The organism is Gordonia insulae, assembly GCF_003855095.1.
Lineage (GTDB): Bacteria > Actinomycetota > Actinomycetes > Mycobacteriales > Mycobacteriaceae > Gordonia > Gordonia insulae.
The window spans coordinates 2,982,608-3,003,363 of record NZ_CP033972.1; the positions used below are offsets into that span (position 1 = coordinate 2,982,608).

Annotated in this window: 19 protein-coding genes; 13 read left to right on the plus strand and 6 right to left on the minus strand. The window is 68.2% G+C overall.

All coding sequences use genetic code 11. The annotated features are described in order from the left end of the window. Positions 1–15: 15 nt before the first annotated feature. A complete protein-coding gene (locus D7316_RS13650; protein ID WP_408610006.1) occupies positions 16–1,692 on the plus strand; it encodes a spermidine synthase in 1,677 nt (558 codons plus the stop codon). Here the strand turns inward: D7316_RS13650 and D7316_RS13655 are convergent. After that, positions 1,686–2,606 (minus strand): SDR family NAD(P)-dependent oxidoreductase, encoded by a 921-nt coding sequence (locus D7316_RS13655; RefSeq protein ID WP_124708725.1) that lies wholly within the window; start codon positions 2,604–2,606, stop codon positions 1,686–1,688. The genes D7316_RS13650 and D7316_RS13655 overlap by 7 nt on opposite strands. An 81-nt stretch (positions 2,607–2,687) precedes the next feature. On the opposite strand from D7316_RS13655, the gene D7316_RS13660 reads away from it, so the two are divergent. The 7 genes from D7316_RS13660 (at position 2,688) to D7316_RS13690 (ending at position 9,785) form a co-directional block, all read left to right on the plus strand. Next, entirely contained in the window at positions 2,688–3,263 is a 576-nt protein-coding gene (locus D7316_RS13660) for a TetR/AcrR family transcriptional regulator (RefSeq protein ID WP_124708726.1), read from the plus strand. Between the two features lie 19 nt (positions 3,264–3,282). Beyond that, the gene (locus tag D7316_RS13665) at positions 3,283–4,560 is read left to right on the plus strand and encodes a sensor histidine kinase (protein WP_124711331.1); all 1,278 of its coding nucleotides are present in this window, start codon (positions 3,283–3,285) and stop codon (positions 4,558–4,560) included. 45 nt (positions 4,561–4,605) lie between these two features. Beyond that, positions 4,606–5,424, plus strand: a complete 819-nt coding sequence (locus D7316_RS13670; RefSeq protein ID WP_124708727.1) for a LytR/AlgR family response regulator transcription factor — start codon at positions 4,606–4,608, stop codon at positions 5,422–5,424. Between the two features lie 12 nt (positions 5,425–5,436). Beyond that, complete coding sequence (locus D7316_RS13675) at positions 5,437–5,817, plus strand: hypothetical protein (protein WP_124708728.1); 381 nt, start codon at positions 5,437–5,439, stop codon at positions 5,815–5,817. Positions 5,818–5,847: 30 nt separating this feature from the next. Then, a complete protein-coding gene (locus D7316_RS13680; protein ID WP_124708729.1) occupies positions 5,848–7,611 on the plus strand; it encodes a sodium/solute symporter in 1,764 nt (587 codons plus the stop codon). Positions 7,612–7,761: 150 nt separating this feature from the next. Then, entirely contained in the window at positions 7,762–8,136 is a 375-nt protein-coding gene (locus D7316_RS13685; protein WP_232016903.1) for a DUF485 domain-containing protein, read from the plus strand. After that, a complete protein-coding gene (locus D7316_RS13690; protein ID WP_124708730.1) occupies positions 8,133–9,785 on the plus strand; it encodes a solute symporter family protein in 1,653 nt (550 codons plus the stop codon). The genes D7316_RS13685 and D7316_RS13690 overlap by 4 nt, the downstream gene beginning before the upstream one ends. Positions 9,786–9,845: 60 nt before the next feature. Here the strand turns inward: D7316_RS13690 and D7316_RS13695 are convergent, their stop codons facing one another. Both D7316_RS13695 and D7316_RS13700 read right to left on the minus strand, forming a co-directional pair. Beyond that, positions 9,846–11,255, minus strand: a complete 1,410-nt coding sequence (locus tag D7316_RS13695) for an amidase (RefSeq protein WP_124708731.1) — start codon at positions 11,253–11,255, stop codon at positions 9,846–9,848. 240 nt (positions 11,256–11,495) lie between these two features. Further along, complete coding sequence (locus D7316_RS13700; RefSeq protein ID WP_408610007.1) at positions 11,496–12,098, minus strand: TetR/AcrR family transcriptional regulator; 603 nt, start codon at positions 12,096–12,098, stop codon at positions 11,496–11,498. Positions 12,099–12,177: 79 nt separating this feature from the next. On the opposite strand from D7316_RS13700, the gene D7316_RS13705 reads away from it, so the two are divergent. After that, positions 12,178–13,434, plus strand: a complete 1,257-nt coding sequence (locus tag D7316_RS13705) for an MFS transporter (RefSeq protein WP_124708733.1) — start codon at positions 12,178–12,180, stop codon at positions 13,432–13,434. Positions 13,435–13,580: 146 nt separating this feature from the next. Here the strand turns inward: D7316_RS13705 and D7316_RS13710 are convergent, their stop codons facing one another. Then, positions 13,581–14,177, minus strand: a complete 597-nt coding sequence (locus D7316_RS13710; RefSeq protein ID WP_124708734.1) for a TetR/AcrR family transcriptional regulator — start codon at positions 14,175–14,177, stop codon at positions 13,581–13,583. A 172-nt stretch (positions 14,178–14,349) separates the two neighbouring features. Between D7316_RS13710 and D7316_RS13715 the strand changes: the two genes are divergently transcribed. After that, positions 14,350–15,546: an acyl-CoA dehydrogenase family protein gene (locus D7316_RS13715; protein WP_124708735.1), complete on the plus strand. Its 1,197-nt coding sequence runs from the start codon at positions 14,350–14,352 to the stop codon at positions 15,544–15,546. A 65-nt stretch (positions 15,547–15,611) separates the two neighbouring features. Continuing rightward, positions 15,612–16,724 carry an acyl-CoA dehydrogenase family protein gene (locus D7316_RS13720; RefSeq protein WP_124708736.1) on the plus strand — a complete coding sequence of 371 codons (1,113 nt, stop codon included), beginning with the start codon at positions 15,612–15,614 and terminating at the stop codon, positions 16,722–16,724. Here D7316_RS13720 and D7316_RS13725 read toward each other — a convergent pair. Then, positions 16,711–17,856 carry an LLM class flavin-dependent oxidoreductase gene (locus D7316_RS13725; protein WP_124708737.1) on the minus strand — a complete coding sequence of 382 codons (1,146 nt, stop codon included), beginning with the start codon at positions 17,854–17,856 and terminating at the stop codon, positions 16,711–16,713. The two genes, D7316_RS13720 and D7316_RS13725, sit on opposite strands and share 14 nt — an antisense overlap. Further along, positions 17,853–17,987, minus strand: a complete 135-nt coding sequence (locus D7316_RS27640; RefSeq protein WP_269462498.1) for a hypothetical protein — start codon at positions 17,985–17,987, stop codon at positions 17,853–17,855. Before D7316_RS27640 ends, D7316_RS13725 begins: the two co-directional genes overlap by 4 nt. A 131-nt stretch (positions 17,988–18,118) precedes the next feature. On the opposite strand from D7316_RS27640, the gene D7316_RS13730 reads away from it, so the two are divergent. Then, positions 18,119–19,333 (plus strand): LLM class flavin-dependent oxidoreductase, encoded by a 1,215-nt coding sequence (locus tag D7316_RS13730; protein WP_124708738.1) that lies wholly within the window; start codon positions 18,119–18,121, stop codon positions 19,331–19,333. Next, complete coding sequence (locus tag D7316_RS13735) at positions 19,330–20,727, plus strand: NtaA/DmoA family FMN-dependent monooxygenase (RefSeq protein ID WP_124708739.1); 1,398 nt, start codon at positions 19,330–19,332, stop codon at positions 20,725–20,727. Before D7316_RS13730 ends, D7316_RS13735 begins: the two co-directional genes overlap by 4 nt. Positions 20,728–20,756: the final 29 nt, after the last annotated feature.

Consider the following 20,756-nt stretch of genomic DNA (forward strand, 5'->3'; position numbering starts at 1 on the left):
GCTGTTTCCGCATCCATGACCGTGACCGTGACCGAGCCAGAGACCGAGCCCGTCCACGAGGGTTCGTGGTCCCGGCTGTCACGCGCATCGCTGCTGGCGGTGGTGTTCGTCTGCGCTGCTTGTGGTCTCGTCTACGAACTCGCACTGGTCTCGCTGGGGTCGTTCCTCATCGGCAACACCGCCACCCAGGCCTCCATCGTCCTGGCGGTCATGGTGTTCGCGATGGGCATCGGCTCGCTCGCGGCGAAACCGCTGCAATCCCGCGCCATCACCTCGTTCGCCCTGATCGAACTGGCTCTCGCCCTGCTCGGCGGACTGTCGGTGATGGCGCTGTACGCGGCCTTCGCGTATCTCGAGCTCTACACCCAGGCGCTGGTCGTCGTCGCGTTCGTCCTCGGTCTGCTGATCGGCGCCGAGATCCCGCTCCTGATGGTTCTGCTGCAGCGAATCCGCAAGCAGGAAGCCGGTTCCGCGGTGGCCGACATGTTCGCGGCCGACTACATCGGCGCGCTGATCGGTGGTCTGTGTTTCCCTTTCCTGCTGCTGCCGGTCTTCGGTCAGCTCCGCGGTGCACTGGTCGTGGGTCTGGTCAACGCCGCGGCCGGATGCTTCCTGGTGTTCGTGGTGTTCCGACGTTCGTTGCGCCCGGCCCGGTTGCTGGTACTCGGCGGCGTCGCTGTCGGGGTCGTCGCCGTGCTCATCCTCGGCCTCGTCTACTCGAGCCGTTTCGAGGTCACGGCCCGGCAGGCCCTTTTCCGCGATCCGATCGTCGCCGCCGAACGCACCCCGTATCAGGACATCGTGATCACCGAGCGCCGCACGGCGCTGGGCCCGGACACAAGGCTGTATCTCAATGGGGACCTGCAGTTCTCGTCGATCGACGAGTACCGGTATCACGAGTCGCTGGTGCATCCGGCCATGGCCGGCGCCGGGAGCGGAGCGAGCGGGCCGAATGCTGCCGGCGCCGGGAGCGGAGCGAGCGGGCCGAATGTTGCCGGCGCCGGGAGCGGAGCGAGCGGGCCGAATGCTGCCGGCGATCACAGCGTGCTGATCCTCGGGGGCGGTGACGGGCTCGCACTCCGCGAGGTGCTCACCTATCCCGACGCCTCGCCGACCCTGGTCGAACTCGACCCGGAGATGGTCCGACTGGCCCGCACCGACGACCGGTTGCGGAGGTTGAACCGCGGATCGATGACCGACCCCCGCGCCACGGTCGTCACGGCGGACGCGTTCTCGTGGTTGCGCGACAATCGGCAGCGGTACGACGTGATCATCGTCGACATGCCCGATCCCGACGAATCCGCCACGGCCAAGCTGTATTCGACCGAGTTCTATGCCCTGATCGGCGCTCACCTGGCGCCGGGTGGGCGGATCGTGGTGCAGTCCGGATCGCCGTATTTCGCCCCGCGCTCTTTCTGGTGCATCGGCGCGACGATCGCGTCGGCCGGTCTGCAGACGGTCCCGTATCACGTGGATGTGCCGTCGTTCGGTGATTGGGGCTACTTCCTGGCCGGGACGTCGAAACCCGAGCTGCGACTGGATGCTCCGGGACCGCTGCGTTTCCTCAACGACGCCGAGCTGGCCGCCGCGGCCGTGTTCCCCGCCGACCGCCCGCCGCTCGACATGCCACCCTCCACCCTGATGGATCCGCGGATACTGCGGTATGCACAGTCGGAGTGGGCGGCCTACTGACCGTGAGGTGCGAGGACGCCTTCGAGGAAGTCCCACAGTTCGCGTTCGCGGTCCGGGTCGTAGGACTCGTCCGATGACGGCACCACCTGCGTGCGGTCGAGGTAGGCGCCCGACGGCGCCGATGTCACGCCGAGGATCGCGTCGGCGAGTTTTCGGCCGGCGACGGGAACCCGATCGGCGAACGGGGTCGCCGCGAGTGCCGGGAGAATCCGCCGGGCGATGAAGCGATCGCGGCGACCTGCCGCTCTGGCCAGCCCGGTGCCGGGGACGAAACCCGGGTTGTAGGAGACGATGTCGATTCGGTCCGGTAGTCGGCGGGCCCATTCGTGGACCAGGTAGATGGCGGCGAGTTTGCTGGTGGAGTAGGCCGTTCGTCCGGCCGTGACCGACTCCGGGTTCGCGAATGCACCGGTCCGGGCCAGGATCGCCGGCGACTCCCATCGTGGCGCGGGCACCATCCCCCCGGTGTGCCGGAAGTCGCCGAAGTGGGTGTCGCTGACCGTGATCACGATTCGCGCCGGGGAGCGGAACCGTTCGTGAAGACCTTTCAGCAGAACGTGGTTCGCGAGCACATTCACCGCGAAGGTCGCCTCGAAGCCGTCCGTTGTGGCGTGCAGGACGTCGACGAACTGCAGGCCGGCGTTGCCGGCGAAGCCGTGCAGGGGCGGAAGCGACCCGTCGTCGAGAAGCCGGTTGATCGAGTCGGCCGCCGCACGGGTGCTCTCGAGGCTCGCCAGATCTGCGTCGACGACGGTCACCCGATCTCCGAACTCTGCCATCGCCTCGGCGAAGTCGGCGGGTCCGCCGTCGCGGGCCGGTACGACGAGATGGATGTCGGTGCCGCGCCGGAGGATCTCCCCTGCCGCAACCTGCCCGATGCCGCGGGTGGCACCTGTCATCACCAGTGTGCGCATCGTTCCTCCGAAAGTTGAGTTGACGCCGTCAACTCATTCAACTGCTTTCAGTGGACACTGTCAACTGATAGGTTGGCGCCCGTGAGTACGACCCGCGCGGAGACCGCCGCGCTGACCCGGCAGGCCTTGCTCGATGCGGCCGCCGAACTCCTCGATCGCGGCGGACCGGACGCGGTGACGTTGCGTGAGGTCGGTGGTGGTGCAGGCGTTTCGCGGTCGGCCGCATATCGGCATTTCGACGACAAGGACGCACTCCTGATGGCGCTCGCCACCGATGCCTGGGCGACGGTTGCGGCCGGCGTCGAGGCGATCGTCGGCGACGACTCGCTCTCCCCCACCGCTGCGCTGCGCACCGCACTCGAGGCGGTGTCCGACCTGGGTCGGGCGCGTCCCCACCTGTATCGGCTGATGTTCGCGCAGCCCACGACGTCGTCGGCGCCGACGGTCGAGGCGGCGGGGCGCGCCCAGGACGGATTCCTCGTCCTCGTCGGCCGCGTGGTCGGCGTCGAACGCGCGCGGCCCTTCGCCGGGGTCCTGATGGCTGCCGCACACGGTGTGACCGATCTCGACCTGAGCGGCCACCTCCCGCCGGAGAAATGGCACGCGGATCGACATCAGCTCATGGATCTGCTGGTCGAGATGATCGCCCGGGGGTGAAGGTGGGATCGTGGAGTCCATGTCCGGTCAGCTGGCGATCGCCCTCACGGTGCTGGCCGTGCTGTTCGTCGTCGCGGTCACCATCCTCGTCCGCACCCGGCGCGTGGTGGCCACGCCGACCGAACGCGCCGTTCACTTCACCCTGCAGACGGCGGCCCGCGCGGCGCGGTCCCTCCGGTTCGGACTCTCCGCGGAATCGGCCCGCGACGCCCTGCCGCACCTGCACGCCCTGACGTCGGCGCAGGCGCTCGCACTCTACGACGAGGACGGCCTGCTGTTGGCGCACGAACCCGCCGACGATCCGCTCTGGGACGGGGCCCTCACCGAGGCATCCGCCGCGGCGGCGGCCAGCGCCGAGACCGATCGGCGCCGAGTCCTGATCAACGATCCGTGCGGGGACGAATCGCTGGTACGTGCGCTCATCGCCCAGCCGCTGGTGGCCGGCGACCTCGGTGTCGGCGTGCTGGTGGTGGCGACCACCCATCGGCCCGGTCCCGGCATGCTGGGTGCGGTCGGCGAGGTCGCCCGGTACGTGTCGAGTCAGATCGAACTTGCCGACCTGGAGGCGTCGCGCGCACGCCTCGACCGGGCCGAGGTGCTCGCGCTGCGCGCGCAGATCAGCCCGCACTTCATCTACAACGCGCTCAACACCATCGCGTCGTTCGTGCGGACCGACCCCGACCGGGCGCGGGAGCTGATCCTCGACTTCGCCGACTTCACCCGCTATTCGTTCCGCGCCGCCGGCGAGTACACGGTGCTCGCCGACGAACTGCGCAACATCGACCGGTATCTGACACTGGAGCGGGCGCGCTTCGGGCCGGCCCTGAATGTGAAACTGCAGGTGGCGCCGGAGGTCCTGAATGTCGTCGTGCCGTTTCTCGCGTTGCAGCCGCTCGTCGAGAACGCGGTGCGGCACGGTCTCGCCGGCAAGGGTGGTGGCACCATCACGATCGTTGCCCGCGACGAGGGTGCGGACTGCGTGATCACGGTCGAGGACGACGGGGTGGGGATGGACCCGGAGCTGCTGCGCTCCGGCGACATCGACGCGCTGAACCCTGGCCCGGGCGCCGGGGCGAGCGAAGCGACGGGGAATCGCGACGGGGCGAGCGAAGCGACGGGGAGCGACCGTGGTCCCCGCAGCGAATCCGACGGCGCCCACGTGGGACTCACCAATGTGGATCATCGGCTGCGCGCCGCGTTCGGCAACGATTACGGTCTAGTGGTCGACACCGGTGTCGGCGCGGGAACCCGTGTCGGCATGCGGGTCCCGAAGTTCCGGGCCGGCATCCGCGCCTGACGCGCGCCGGGACAGAATGTGCCGTCAGCGAAGGGAGGTGTTCGGATGTCCTTGGTTGTCCTTGCCGTCGACGACGAGCCCCCGGCCCTCGACGAACTGACCTATCTCCTCGGCCGGCAACCCGGGATCGGCGAGGTGCACAGCGCGGGCGACGCAACCCACGCCCTGCGCCATCTCACCGACCGGCGCATCGACGCGATCTTCCTCGACATCAACATGCCCGGACTCTCCGGACTCGAACTCGCCAGTGTGCTCACCCACTACGCCGAACCACCCTCGGTGGTGTTCGTGACCGCACACGAGGACAAGGCGGTCGACGCGTTCGAGGTCGGCGCCGTCGACTATCTGCTCAAGCCCGTCCGCGAACAGCGGCTCGCCCAGGCGATCTCCCGCGTCATCACCGCCCGGGAATCCGCCCCGCGCACTGCCGATCCCGATCCCGGCTCCGGCTCCGGCTCCGGCTCCGGCTCCGGCTCCGGCTCCGGCTCCGACGAGGTGATCCCGGTCGAGCTGTCCGGGGTGACGTCACTGGTCCGGCGGGACAGCATCTCGTGGGTGGAAGCGGTGGGCGACTACGCCCGGCTGCACTCCGACACCGGTTCCCATCTCGTGCGGATTCCATTGTCTACCTTGGCCTCCCGCTGGCGAGATCATGGGTTCCAGCGCGTTCATCGGTCGTACCTCGTCGCGTTGCCGATGGTCACCGGTCTGCGTACGAGCGGATCGTCGACGGTGGTCTGCGTGCGCGCGAACAAGGCCTCCGACGCCGTCGAACTCCCGGTGAGCCGACGTCAGCTGCGCGAGCTCAAGGACCGGCTGATCCGTGACCCGATGCGACAGTTCCGCTCCGATGCCGATGCCTGACCGGATCGTGCGATGACCGACAACTCGCCACATCGGGAACGCGTCGTCCTCGCCCGCCGTCGGGGCGCCCGGATGGTCCGCACCCGGGTGGAGGTGCAGGAGCAGACGGAGGTCGGCGACGCGCTGGTTCGCGGTCTGATGCGCGCTCAACTCGGTCTCGCGCTACGGCTGGCATTGAGCGTGGTCGCCATCATCGTCGCGATCCCGGTGGTGGGCACCATCTTCCCGTGGCTCACCACGGTGAGCGTGCTCGGCATCCGGCTCAACTGGCTGATCCTGGCGGTGCTGCTGTACCCCCTGCTCTACCTGACCGGCCGCATCTATGTGCGATTCGCCGAGCAGGCCGAGCGCGACTTCATGGGTGTCGTCGACGACGAGGCGGAGTCGTCATGAGGGCGGAGTCGTCATGAGGGCGGCACCGCCGTGAACGACGGCGTCGACGCACTCACCGCGGCCGCGCTGGCCCTCGCGGCGATCGCGACCGTCGCGGTCGGCGCCTACGGGGGACGGTTGTCGCGCACGACGTCGGACTTCCTCGTCGCGTCGCGCAGTGTCGGCTCCCGCTGGAATGCCGCGGCAATCTCCGGCGAATACCTCTCGGCTGCTTCCTTTCTCGGTGTTGCCGGGCTGGTGGCCAAGTACGGCGCCGACGCGCTCTGGTATCCGGTGGGGTTCACCGCGGGTTATCTGGGGTTGCTGCTGTTCGTGGCGGCACCGTTGCGACGGTCCGGCGCCTACACGGTGCCCGACTTCGCCGAGTTCCGGCTCGGCTCGCCCACCGTGCGACTCGCCGCGATGATGGTCGTCGTCGTGGTGTGCGTGCTCTATCTGATCCCCCAGTTCCAGGGCGCCGGTCTGACACTCAACATCCTGCTGGGCGTCCCCGTGTGGATCGGCGCGGTGGCGGTCGGGGCGATCGTCATCGTCAACGTCGTCGGCGGCGGCATGCGCTCCATCACGTTCGTCCAGGCCTTCCAGTACTGGCTCAAGCTCACGGCCATCGCGGTTCCGGCGCTCGCTCTGCTGGCGGTGTTCTTCGGCGACCGCTCCGCACTCGGCGATCCGGCGCCGCCGCGGGTGGAGCAGGCGACGACCGTCGACGTGACCACCGACGTCACCGTCACCGTGGTGGAGCCCCACGGCCTGACGGTGACCGGCCGGCTCGACGGCCGCCGCGTCGAGTCGGCGCCGATCACCACCGTCGGCACCCACGTCCTGGCCGCCGGTACCGTGATCCATCTCGACGCAGGCGCCGCCACCCCCGTCGTCGAGGGCGCACCGACGACGGGTTCGGACTGGATCGCGTCCGGCGGTGGACTGGGCGGACGACATCCGCTGTTCGAGGTGCTCTCGCTCATCGTCGCGACCTTCCTCGGCACCATGGGCCTACCGCATGTGCTGGTGCGCTTCTACACCAATCCCGACGGCCGCTCGGCCCGGCGCACGGCCCTCGCCGTGATCGCGTTGCTGTCGCTGTTCTACCTGTTCCCGACGGTCCTCGGCGTCTTCGCCCGGCTGTACGTCCCGCAGCTGCTGATCACCGGCACGGCTGATGCCGCGGTGCTGCTCCTACCCAGTGCCGCGGTCGGCGGCGTCGCCGGCCAGTTCCTCGCCGCGCTGGTCGCCGCGGGGGCCATCGCAGCATTCCTCGCGACGTCGTCGGGATTGCTGGTCAGTGTCGCCGGCGCACTCTCCACGGATGTGTTGCGCGGCCGGGTCCGAGACTTCCGGGTCGCCGCGGTCATCGGCGGGGTGATCCCGATCGGACTGTCGCTGGCGGCGACGTCACTGGAGTTGTCGCGCACCGTGGGTCTGGTGTTCGCGGTCGCCGCCTCGACCCTGTGCCCGCTGCTCGTGCTGGGCATCTGGTGGCGCGGCCTGACCGCGCCGGGTGCCATCGCCGGGCTCGCCGTCGGCGGCGTGTCGTCGGGGGCCGCCACGAGTATGGCGATCGCCGGGGTCGTCGACGCCCAGACGCTCGGTGGTTGGCCTGCGGTGATCATCGGCTACCCGGCCGCGGTGACCGTGCCACTGGCCTTCGCCACCATGATCGTGGTCAGCCTCGCGACCCGACGGCACCGACCGGGCGATCTGTCCCGCATCTTCGCCCGTATGCATGTACCCGAACGGCTCGGGATGGGCATCGAACGATTGCCCAGCGACCAGACATCCGCCCCGGAGGCCTGACCGTTCGTCGGGCCTCACCGACCGCCCGGCGCACAGTCGACCGGCTTCGACGTGTGACCCATACCACCCCGTTCTCCTGTGACCTGGACCTCAATACGCTCACCAGTCGAGAGTCCTCACAGTCATCAGACCGTCATCAGGAGGTAGGCAGTGTCCACCACCCAACATCCGCCGGGCGAGCAGTCGCCCGGCCCGGCCACCGACGGGCCGACCGGTGCGGAATTCCTGGAGATGCAGCAATCGCCGCAGTTCCAGGAGTTGAAGCGCACCCTGCGCAAGTTCGTGTTCCCGATGACCGCGTTCTTCCTGCTCTGGTACGCGCTCTACGTCCTGCTGGGCGCGTTCGCCCACGACTTCATGGCCACCAAGGTCTGGGGGAACATCAACCTGGGCCTGATCCTCGGCCTTCTCCAGTTCGTGTCCACGTTCGTCATCACCGGGCTCTACGTACGCTTCGCGAACCGTGATCTCGATCCCCGCGCGTCCGCCATCCGCGCCGAAATGGAAGGTGAGGTCACCGCATGAGTCCCACGCAGATCGATCCCCAGAGCTATGTGGTGGCGGCCGCCGTCGGCAACCCCGCCGCCAACATCGCGATCTTCGTCGCGTTCGTCGCGGTCACCATGTACGTGGTGATCCGGGCGAGCAAGAACAACAAGTCGGCCGCCGACTTCTTCACCGGCGGTCGCGGCTTCTCCGGCCCGCAGAACGGCATCGCCATCGCCGGTGACTACCTGTCCGCCGCGAGCTTCCTCGGCATCGCGGGCGCGATCGCGGTGTACGGCTACGACGGCTTCCTCTATTCGATCGGCTTCCTGGTCGCGTGGCTCGTCGCGCTGCTGCTCGTCGCCGAACTCCTGCGCAACACCGGCAAATTCACCATGGCCGACGTGCTGAGCTTCCGCCTGCGGCAGCGCCCGGTCCGGCTGGCCGCGGCGATCTCGACGCTGTTCGTCTCGCTGTTCTACCTGCTGGCGCAGATGGCCGGCGCGGGCGGTCTGGTGGCTCTACTCCTCGACATCGAGGGCCGCCTGGGCCAGTCGATCGTGATCGCCGTCGTCGGCGCGCTGATGATCGTGTACGTCCTCATCGGCGGCATGAAGGGCACCACCTGGGTGCAGATCATCAAGGCGGTCCTGCTGATCGCGGGTGCCGCGATCATGACCTTCATCGTGCTCGCCAAGTTCGGCATGAACATCTCGAGCATGCTCGGATCGGCACAAGACGCGATCACCGGTTCGGCCGACGAGAAGATCGCGGCGCGTGACGTTCTCGCGCCCGGCGCGCAGTACGGCGGTTCGATGGAGTCGAAGATCAACTTCCTGTCGTTGGCCATCGCGCTGGTGCTCGGCACCGCGGGTCTGCCGCACGTGCTGATGCGCTTCTACACGGTGCCGACCGCGAAAGAGGCTCGTAAGTCGGTGGTCTGGGCGATCGCCCTGATCGGTGCCTTCTACCTGTTCACCCTGGTGCTCGGCTACGGCGCCGCCGCACTCGTCGGCCCGGACAAGATCATGGCGGCGGCCGGCAAGCAGAACTCGGCGGCTCCGCTGCTGGCGTTCGAACTCGGGGGTGTCGTGCTCCTCGGCATCATCTCCGCGGTCGCGTTCGCAACCATCCTCGCCGTGGTCGCGGGGCTCGCCATCACGGCGTCGGCCTCCTTCGCCCACGACATCTACGCGAGCGTGATCAAGCGCGGCCAGGCCAGCGAGGACGACCAGGTACGCGTGTCCCGGTACACGGTGGTGGTGCTCGGCATCATGGGCATCATCCTGGGCATCCTCGCCAACGGCCAGAACATCGCGTTCCTGGTGGCACTCGCGTTCGCGATCGCCGCGGCCGCCAACCTGCCGACCATCGTGTACTCGCTGTACTGGAAGCGGTTCAACACGCGGGGCGCGCTGTGGAGCATCTACGGCGGCCTGATCTCCACGATCGTGCTGATCATCTTCTCGCCCGCGGTGTCGGGGTCGGAGACGGCGATGGTGCCGGGTGCCGATTTCGCGTGGTTCCCGCTGGCCAACCCCGGCATCGTGTCGATCCCGCTGGGCTTCATCCTCGGTATCGTCGGCACGCTGACGTCGCCGTCGGACCAGGGCACTCCCGAGCGCAACGCCGAGATGGAGGTTCGCTCCCTCACCGGCGTCGGTGCGGAAAAGGCTGTCGTGCACTAGCGTTCGTCACAAATGACGCAGTTCGTATCGGTTTCCGATACGAACTGCGTCATTTCTGCGTCAATCCTGAATCCGCGCGAACGGCTTCGCTGCCTCGATCTCGAACGCCAACTCCAGCAGGGGCCGTTCACGGCCGACGTCGGCACAGAAGTGGATGCCGAGTGGCAGACCGGCCGAGGTCTGCGCCATCGGGACGCTGATCGCCGGCGTGCCGGTCGTGTTGTTGGCGGGGGTGAACGCGACGTAGTGCACGAGGCGTTCGAAGATCTCGTCGAAGTCGCCGCCCGGATCGAGGTATCCGATCTTCGGGGTGGTGTGCGCCAGCGTCGGCGTCATGACGAGGTCGTAGCGGTCGAAGACGGTTCGGAATCGGGCGGTGGCGCGCTTGAGTCCGATGATCGTCGACGGTGTGCGATAGAAGGACCGCAGGTAACGTCGGGACAGACCGATGGTGAAAGGATCGAGTGCGTCACGATCGAAGTCCTTGCCCACCAACAGATGTCCGAGCCGATGCATCGAGCATGCGAGCATCGACCAGTAGTCGGTGAACTGGCGCACGAAGGTGGCGTCGAGGGGAACCGGGATGACCTCGACCTCGTGGCCGAGACCGGTGAGCAGTTCCGCGGACGAGGCGAGTGCGGCCAGCGTGTCGGTGTCGAGCGGTCGTCCGGTCACCGTGGAGTCGATCATCGCGATACGCAGTCGTCGCTGCCCCGGTCCTTCGACGAGGCCGACCGGCGGAAGTCCGGCCGGGGAGCGGAACGCTTCGGCGTCGGCGATGAAATGCGCTGTGTCGCGGACGGTTCGACTGAGTATGCCGTTCGAGATGATGTCGACGGGCAAGATCTGACCGGTCGGGGACGGCGCGACGCGGCCGCGGGACGGCTTGAGACCGACCAGGCCGCAGGCCGCGGCGGGGATACGGATCGAGCCGCCGCCGTCGTTGCCGTGCGCGATCGGCAACGCGCCTGCCGCCACCAATGCCGCCGATCCGCCCGACGACGCACCGGAGGAGTAGGCGGTGTCCCACGGATTGCGCGTGGGCTCGCGATCGACGAACTCGGTTGTCGCGGTGAGGCCGAACGCGGGCAGCGTCGAGGCGCCGACGATATTGACACCGGTCGACAGGAACTGCTCGGTGAACGGCTCGTTGCCCTTGGCCGGCAGATCCGGCATCGCAGCCGAACCGTTGCCCACCGGCAGCCCCTCGAACAGGGTGTTGTTCTTGATGATCGACGGCACCCCCGCGAACGAGCCGACGCCGAAATCATCATCGGCGGCACGCTTGCGCGCGCGGTCACGGTCATCGACCGCGATCGCGTTGACTTGTGGATTGACCGCGTCGACCCGAGCGAGGGCGGCCTCGAGCGCCTCCGACGCCGTGATCTCCCCGGCCTTGATGGCCGCCGCCACCCCGACCCCGTCGTGCTCGCCGAGAGCGTCATCCCCGAACGCATGGACCTTCTGCATGCGGCGAGCCTAGCGGCTGGTTCGGTTGATGGGCCATGATCACCGGTCGCGACCTGTGGTCTCGATACGTCACTCGCCTAGCGGCTCGTGACTACTCGACCACCGGTTGGGAGGGCGGTCATGGCTACTCGACCACCGGATGAGGACAGCCGTGACTACTCGACCACCGGATGGGGACGGCCGTGACCACTCGATCACCGGATAGGGCGGTGGAGGCGGTCGCGACCACCTGACCGGCGATCAGCGCGACGTGGTCATCGACATGACATCGGCGACAAGGCGTTCGGCGTACGAATCATCGAGGGCGAGACCGAACACCGCGTGGTGGTAGAGCGGCGCGATCACGTGGTCGAGGACCTGGCGGACCGATGGGGCGGAGTCGCCGCGCCCGACCGCCCGTCGGATCATCTCCTCGGCCTGCTCCCGGCGGATCTCCCAGCACGGGCATTCCTCGACGACGTCGTTGCGCGCGAACACCATTGCGCGGAGATAGGCGCGGCGTTTGGGCCGCCCGATGTCGGCGGCGATGATCCGCGACCATTCGTCGAGGTCCCGGTCGAGGACACCGGTGTCGGGCAGGGCCTCACCTTGGGTGAGCGCGGCCACGGCCACCTCCCCCAGCAACGTCTCGATGGAACCCCAACGGCGGTAGATGCTGCTCGGATTGACACCGGCGAGGTCGGCGACCTCCGGGATCGTCATCGTGTCCCGCTGCCCCGATCCGACGAGCTGCCCGACCGCGGCGTACACAGCCGACTGCACGCGCGCGCTCCGCCCTCCCGGGCGCTTCGTCGCACTGTGATGGGCGCTCGCTGCCGCATTGGAACCACTCATGTCCACCATTATTGCAAATCGGTTTGCTTTAGTGCCAGCACCTGGCTACCTTGAATCTAACGCAAACAGCTTTGCTTTAGGAGATGAGATGACTCGGTTGCACCCGCATCGCGCATTCTGGGTGGTCACGGCGACCTTCGTCATGGTCCTCTTCGCCTCCGCCGCACCGTCTCCGTTGTACCCCGTGTATCAGCAACTCTGGGGCTTCTCGGCGTTCACCCTGACCGGAGTCTTCGCGATCTACGTCGTGTTCATGCTGGTCAGCCTCCTGACCGTGGGATCGCTCTCCGACCACATCGGCCGACGACCCGTTCTCGCCGCGGCGCTGGTGCTGCTGATCGTCAGCATGATCCTGTTCGTGGCGGCCGACAACGTCGGCGTCCTGATGGCGGCACGTGCCCTCCAGGGCCTGGCCACCGGCGCGGCGATGGGCACGCTCACCGCGACGGTCGTCGACCTCCAGCCCACGCCCCGACTCGGCTCGGCCATCACCGGTGCCGCGCCCGCGATCGGTCTCGCCGGCGGTGTCGCCATGGCGGGGCTGTTCGTCCAGTACGCCCCGGCTCCGCGGTTCCTCATCTACGAGGTGATCCTGGCGCTGTTCGCAGTGTTGCTCATCGCATTGCTGCTGGTCCCGGAGACCTCCGAGCGGGTCGGTTTCACGTCGCGACGTCACCTCGTCACGACGCTCGCACCACAGGTCAGGTTGCCGGCCGGGGTGCGCCGGGCATTCCTCGCGGCGGTGCCCGCACTGGTGGCCACCTGGTCGCTCGGCGGACTCTATCTGTCGCTCGGCTCCTCGGTGGTCGCCCGCGTCTTCGGCGTCGAGAACCACGCCGAGGCCGGGGTCCTGCTGTTCGTCTTCTTCGCCTCGGCGGCAGTCACATCCCTGCTCATCACCTCGCGCTCGGCCGCGACCAAGCTCGCTTTCGGCTATCCCGCCCTCGCCGGGGGCGCCGTCATCTCGCTGGCCGGCGTACTCGGCAGCACGCTGCCGCTCTACGTCATCGGATCCGTGATCGCCGGGTCCGGGTTCGCCGCGACGTTCCTCGGCGCGCTCGACACCATCAGCGCGGTGACGCCCGCACAGCAGCGAGGGCAGGTCTTCTCGTCGGTGTTCGTCGCGAGCTACCTCGCGTTCAGCCTGCCCGCCGTCGTGGCCGGGATCGTCGTGTCGCACATCGGTTTGCGGGAGACGGTCATCGGTTATGTGGCCTACGTCCTGATCCTGGCAGTGGTCGGTGCGCTCACGACCGCCGGTATGCGCCGGCGGGCGACACGTGACAGCCGATCGCCGTCGACCGTCCCGTCGGCGTCCGACCCCGCGATCTCAGTGCGGCGCTGACCGCGGAGGTTCCGGGAAAGCGCCCCGGAAAAACGCCCCCTGCAGAGGTGGTGCGCACACAGTGTCGATGGCTCCGGTCCAGAGGGCGCATTTCCGGGGCGCATTTCCGGGGTGCACGCAGGAGGCCGACTTGGTCCTCGATGTCGTCAGCCCGCGCCGACGATCCGCGCAGCCATGTCCGCCTGGAACTCCCCGATCTGCTCCGGCGTCATCAGACCGGACTCCCGGTACCAGCGCGCGACGTCGACACCCATCGAGAGCAGCAGCGTTGTGGTCGCCTGCGGGTCGTCGACGTCGAAGACGCCACTCGTGATGCCCGCGTCGACGATCGTGCCGACACGTCGGGCGACCTCCTTGCGCATCACCCCGATGGCCTCGCGATGTTCCACCGAGAGGGAGTCCAACTCGTAGTTGACCACCCTCGACCACACGTGATCGCGGGCGTGGTGGGCCGCCAATGCGCCGATCACCGCCCGCAACCGTGCGGCGGGCGGCTTCGCTGAGTCGTCCGCGTCGTCGATCAACGTCAGGAACGACCGGTGTCCGGCGTCGGAGAGCTCATAGAGCACCTCCTCCTTGGACCGGAAGTGCACGTACACCGCGGCCGGACTCATCTGCGCACCGGTCGCGATGTCACGGGTGGTCGTCGCGTCGAATCCCTTGGTCGCGAACGCCTCCACCGCGGCTCGGAGCAACCGTGAGCGTGCCGCGACGGCCCGGGGCGGCGGTTCCACGACTGACATGTCGCCGGCCTCCGTTTCCGCTGAATCCCGTTGACATTGACATGCGCCGCCGGCAGCGGCATAGTGCACGGTATCACTAAGCAAGCGCTTAGTCAGCGCGCGCGCGACGACCGGCCCCGCGGAGTTTCGCGTCCGCACCCCACATCCCCCGACCAGGAGTAAGACAGAACTCATGCAGCTGAATTTCAGTCCAGAAGAAGAGGCGTTCCGCGATGAGTTGCGAGCGATCTTCACGAAGGTTCCCGAGGACATCCGTCGTCGCGCCGAGACCGGCAAGATGAACTTCCCCGACGACCTGGTCGCCACCACCCGAGTCCTGAACGAGCACGGCGTCGCGACCCCGGGTTGGCCGACGGAGTGGGGTGGCCGCGACTGGACCCCTATTCAGAGCCACATCTACCGCGAGGAGATGAGCCTGATGCACGTCCCGGAACCGCTGGCATTCAATGCCAGCATGATCGGGCCGGTCATCGCGCAGTTCGCGTCGCAGGAGATGAAGGAACGCTTCCTGGCCAAGACCGCCAATCTCGACATCTGGTGGTGCCAGGGCTTCTCCGAGCCCGAGGCGGGTTCGGATCTCGCGTCACTCAAGACCCGCGCGGTCCGCGACGGCGACCACTACATCGTCAACGGCCAGAAGACGTGGACCACGCTCGGCCAGTTCGCCGACTGGATCTTCTGCCTCGTGCGCACCGATCCGGAGGTCAAGAAGCAGGCCGGCATCAGCATGCTGCTGTTCCCGATGGACACCCCCGGCGTGGAGCTGCGGCCGATCCAGCTGATCGACGGCGGCTTCGAGGTCAACGAGGTCTTCTTCAACGACGTCCGCGTACCGGTCGAGAACCTCGTCGGCAAGGAGAACGAGGGTTGGACCCAGGCCAAGTTCCTGCTCGGCAACGAGCGCAGCGGCATCGCCCGCATCGGTTACACCAAGACCAAACTCGCCAAGGCGAAGGAACTCGCGCGCGAGACGACGACCGCATCCGGCGGCCCGCTCCTCGAGGATCCGCTGTTCGCAACCCGCCTGGCCGAGTTGGAGAACGACCTGCTCGCGCTGGAGATGACCCAGCTACGGGTCGCCGCGTCATCGGCCGACGGCAAGCCGAACCCGGCGTCGTCGCTGCTCAAGCTGCGCGGCAGTCAGTTGCAGCAGGACGCGATGGAGCTCCTCGCCGACATCGCCGGCGCCGACTCGCTGCCGGTCGCCGGCCTCGATGCGTCCGCCGACAACGGCACCGCCGACGTCGCGTCGCCGGAGTGGGCGCAGCTGTCCGTGCCGACCTACCTGAACTACCGCAAGGTCAGCATCTACGGCGGATCGTCGGAGGTCCAGCGCCAGATCATCGACAAGGCCGTGCTGGGCCTCTGAGCCCGCCGTCTTCTGCCGACACCGCCCACTCCGACACACCCTCACACGAGAACACAGGAATCAGAATGGATTTCGACCTTTCCGACGAACAGCAGATGTTGGCGGACACCGTCCGCGACGTGCTGACCAAGAAGTACGACGTCGAGACCCTGCGCAAGGTGACCGACACCGAACTGGGCTGGGACAAGGGGGTGTGGAAGTCGTTGGCCGACATCGGCATCCTCGGCCTCACCTTCCCCGAGGACGACGGCGGCATGGGCGCCGGACCGATCGAGTTCACCAGCGTCATGACCCAGATCGGCCGCGCACTGGCGCCGGAACCCTACCTCGACTCGGTACTCGTCCCCGGTTCCCTGGTCGGCGCAACCGCCGACCAGGAGACCCGCGCCGAACTGCTCGGCGGACTCGCCTCCGGCGAACTGCTGATGGCCTTCGCCCACCTCGAACCGGGCGATCGCTGGCCCGGAGCCAAGGTCGGCACGACGTCCACGGGCGACAAGCTGAACGGCGTCAAGACGCTTGTCGGACACGGTGACTGCGCCGACAAGCTCGTCGTGTCGGCGCGCACCGACGACGGCATCGGCCTGTTCCTGATCGACGCCGACGCCGAGGGCGTGACCCGCACCTCCTACCGCACCCACGACCGTCGCCGGGGCGCCCAGTTCGAGTTCGCCGACGCACCGGCGACCCGGCTCGGCAGCGGCGACGCGTCGGAGACCATCGCCAATGCGGAGGTCGGTATCCAGACCGCGCTCTGTGCCGAGGCGCTCGGTGCGATGGAACGCGCTCTCGACCTCACCGTCGACTATCTCAAGACGCGCAAGCAGTTCGGCGTCACGCTGTCACACTTCCAGACGCTCACCCAGCGCGCCGCGGACATGTACACCCAGCTGGAACTGGCACGCAGCATGAGTCTGTACGCGACGGCCGCCCTCGCCGACGGCGTCTGCGATCCGATCATCGCCTCGCGGGCGAAACTGCAGATCTGCCGGTCCGGACGTCTCATCGGCCAGGAGGCCATCCAGATGCACGGCGGCATCGGCATGACCCTCGAATACCCGGTCGGCCATTACGTCAGCCGGCTCACCGCGATCAGCCACACCCTCGGCGACGCCAACGACCACCTGGCGAACCTGTCGAAGTCCGTGGGCGAGTGGGAGATGCTCACCGTCGGCTGAGGCCCCACGCCTCGGCGAGCAGCTGATGTGACCGCTTGCGGTCCCCGAAATCGTGGGTGACGCTGGTGATCACGAGTTCGTCGGCGCCGGTCACGCGGGCCAGGGTCTGCAGACCCTCGGTCACCGTGGCCGGCGAACCGACGAACTGGGTACGCAGCCGATCGTCGACGATCCGGCGCTGCTCATCGGTCAACGGCGGCGCGGTCGCCGGATCGCGGTACTTCCTCGCCCCATGCCCGCTGCGGATGTCGTACACCCAATGCCCATAGGTGGACGCCAGATGCGCAGCGGTCGCATCGTCGTCGGCGACCACCACGTCTGCGGACACGACGACGTACGGCTGCCGCAGCGTCGATGCCGGTGATGGCCGGAACGCCGATCGATAGGCCTCCACCGCCTCCAGCACGGTCGACGGGCTCACGTGATAGTTGGCCACGAACGGCAGTCCGTTGGTGCCCGCGACCGTCGCGCTCTGCCCCTTGCTGCTGCCGAAGATCCAGACCTCGACGTCGGCGCCCTCGCCGGGTACCGCGTGCACGTCGACATCGTCGATGGCGAACCCGCCCGACAACAGTTCGAGGATGTCGTCGACGGCGTCGGCGAAGTCCGGCTGTTGCGCCCCCTCGAACTCCAGTGCCCGGCTCATCGTCGCGAGTCGCGGTCGCGCCAGCAGTTGCTCGATCGGGAACGGCTCGGGGATCAACAGTCCGTCGACCCACTGCTCGGGGCGGGGTTCGGTGACGCGCCGCCCCGACGCGACCGCGGAGAGCGCCTCGGCCCGCCGCTGCCCGGACCGACCGAGGCCGAGGTCGATGCGGCCGGGGTACAGGGCGTCGATGGTGCCGAACGACTCCACCACCGACGCCGCGGTGTGATGACCGAGTTGCACGGCGGCACTGCCGATCCGGATGTGTTCGGTCGCGGCGGCGACCAGCGCGATGAGCGTCGGGGTCGCCGAGCTGGCCACGGCGACGAAGTGATGCTCGGCCAGCCAGTACCGGCGATAGCCCAATTCCTCGGCGTGCCGGGCGAGTTCGACCGCTCGTCGGATCGCGGTCGTCGGCGAGATGCCCTCGGTGACGGGTGCGAGATCGAGCACCGACAGCGGGACCCGCGGCGATTCCCGGGTCATCGGTGCGCACCACACGTGCAGCGCGGACCGGCGCACAACGCGGTGGCCTGCGCCGCCTCCGGCGCGAGACCCGCGACGGCGCGGAGCAGATAGTTGTGCTGGGTGTCGAGCACCCGGATCAGCCACGACATGCCGGCCTCCTGAGATCGACGACGATCTCCCAGTAAGCCGGACGACGAACCACTTGGCGAGAGTTGAATTCACCCTGATCGAGAGTGCCCGGCCCGGCCTCATGCGCCTCGCCCGCGACGTTGTGCCGGACATGACCACCCCCAGACCTCCGTATCTGGCCGTCGCCGTCACTGGTGCCGGCTGGCACCCACTGGCCTGGCGCGAGCCCGATGCCCGCCCGGCCGAGTTGTTGTCGGCGAAGTACTGGACCGAGGTCGTCGGCGTCGCCGACCGCGCCCGCATCGACCTGGTGACCATCGCCGACACGTTCCGGCGTCGTCCCCCGACCACCGACGACATCGACCGTCCGATCTCCGAACTCGCCGCCGGACGCCTCGATTCGGTCCTCGTCGCGTCCCGGGTCGCGCCCACCACCGCACACGTCGGATTGCTGCCCACGGTGATCGCCACCCACACCGAACCGTTCCATTCGGCAAAGGCCATCGCCACCCTCGACTATGTGGGCCGCGCACGAGCCGGGGTCACCGTCGACGTCGCGGCGGGTGCCGTCGAGGCACGACTGTTCGGCCGCCGCACGCTGCCGACCGACGTCCATCGGCGCGACGATGAATTGTTCGCCGAGGCAACCGAATACGCCGAGGTGCTACGACGACTGTGGGACTCCTGGGAGGACGACGCCGAGATCCGCGACGTCGAGACCGGACGGTTCGTCGACCGGGACAAGCTGCACTACATCGACTTCGAGGGTCGCTTTTTCTCGGTCCGTGGCCCGTCGATCACACCCCGCCCACCGCAGGGCCGGCCGGTCGTGGCGGCGGCGACGACATCGGCCGCCGCATCGGTGGCCTTCGCCGGCGCGTCCGCCGACATCGCCTTCGTCGGTGCGCATGATCGGGTGGCGGCCGCTCGCGCCGTCGACGCGGTGCGGGCCGCGCAGTCCACCGCCGGCCGCGACGGCGACACCGTGCACGTGTTCGCCGATCTCCTCGTCCATCTCGATGATCGGGAGTCGGCGGCGGCCGACCGGCGTGCCCGCCTCGACCTCGGGCTCGGCACGCCCTACACCGGTGGCACCCCGGTCTTCGCCGGAACCGTCGCCGGCCTCGCCGACCTGATCGCCGAGCTGACCGACCCCGCCGTGGGCGTGACCGGAATCCGACTGCGAACGGCCACAATTCCCCACGACCTGCTGCAGATCACCACCCGCCTCGTCCCGGAACTGGAGCGCCGCAAGCTCTTCCGGGTGTCCGACACGACGTCGACGTTGCGCGACCGACTGGGTCTGGGTACCGCCGCCAACCGCTACACGCGCACATCCGCCACCACCGGAGGAGCCCGACAGTGACAGAACCAAGGACAGCGACAGAACCACGCGGGACGAAACAGGTCCACCTCGCCGCCCACTTCCCCGGCGTCAACAACACCACGGTGTGGAGCGATCCGCGCAGCGGCAGCCACATCGAGTTCGACTCGTTCACCCATTTCGCACAGACCGCCGAACGCGGATTGTTCGACTTCCTGTTCCTCGCCGAGGGTTTGCGTCTGCGCGAACAGCACGGTGAGATCTACGACCTCGACGTCGTCGGGCGGCCGGACACCTTCACCGTGCTCGCCGCGCTCGCCGCGGTGACCGAACATCTCGGACTGGCCGGCACCATCAACTCGACGTTCAACGAGCCACTCGAGGTCGCCCGGCAGTTCGCGAGCCTGGATCACCTCTCCGACGGTCGGGCGGCGTGGAATGTCGTCACGTCGTGGGACGCGTTCACCGGTCAGAACTTCCGTCGCGGCGGATATCTGCCCGCCGACCAGCGCTACCGGCGCGCCCGACAGTTCCTCGAGACGGCGATCGAACTGTGGGATTCGTGGAGCGACGACGACATCGTCGCGGACCGTGAGTCCGGGCGCTTCCTACGACGCGACGATGCGGGCGCGTTCGCCCACCGCGACGACCAATTCGACATCTCCGGACACTTCCCGGTACCGCGCAGTCCGCAGGGCCGGCCGGTGATCTTCCAGGCGGGTGACTCCGAGGAGGGTCGCGAGTTCGCCGCGGCCCGTGCCGACGCGATCTTCTCCCGTCACGCCCGGCGCGACGAGGGCCGCGCCTTCTATGCCGACGTCAAGGGCCGGCTGGCCGCCCATGGCCGGACGCCGTCCGACCTGCTGATCCTGCCCGCCGCGACGTTCGTCCTGGGCGACACCGACGCCGAGGCCGCTGACCTCGCCCACGACGTGCGCCTCGCCCAGGTCAGCGGACAGACGGCCATCAAGTTCCTCGAGCAGCTGTGGAACCGCGATCTCTCGGACCACGACCCGGATGGACCGCTGCCGACGATCGATCCGATCCCCGGTGAGAACACCGTTGCGCAGGGGCGGGCCAGTGTCCGTATCCATCGCGACCCACGCGATGTGGCCGCGGAATGGCGACAACTGGCCGATGCGAGGAACCTGACGACCCGTGAGCTCATCATCGAGGTCACCGGCCGGCAGTCGTTCGTCGGATCGGCGCAGACCGTCGCCCGGGAGATCAACGACCTGGTGCAGGCCGATGCGAGCGACGGATTCATCCTCGTCCCGCACATCACCCCGGGCGGGCTCGACCGGTTCGTCGACGAGGTCGTCCCGGTTCTCCAGGAACTCGGCGTCTACCGGACCGGCTATCCGGGGCACACCCTGCGCGAGAACCTCGGACTCGGCGCGCCGCGTACGGCAAACTCGCCGGTCGGCATCGGCTGATCGCTACTGTTTCTCCTAGATCCGACTGG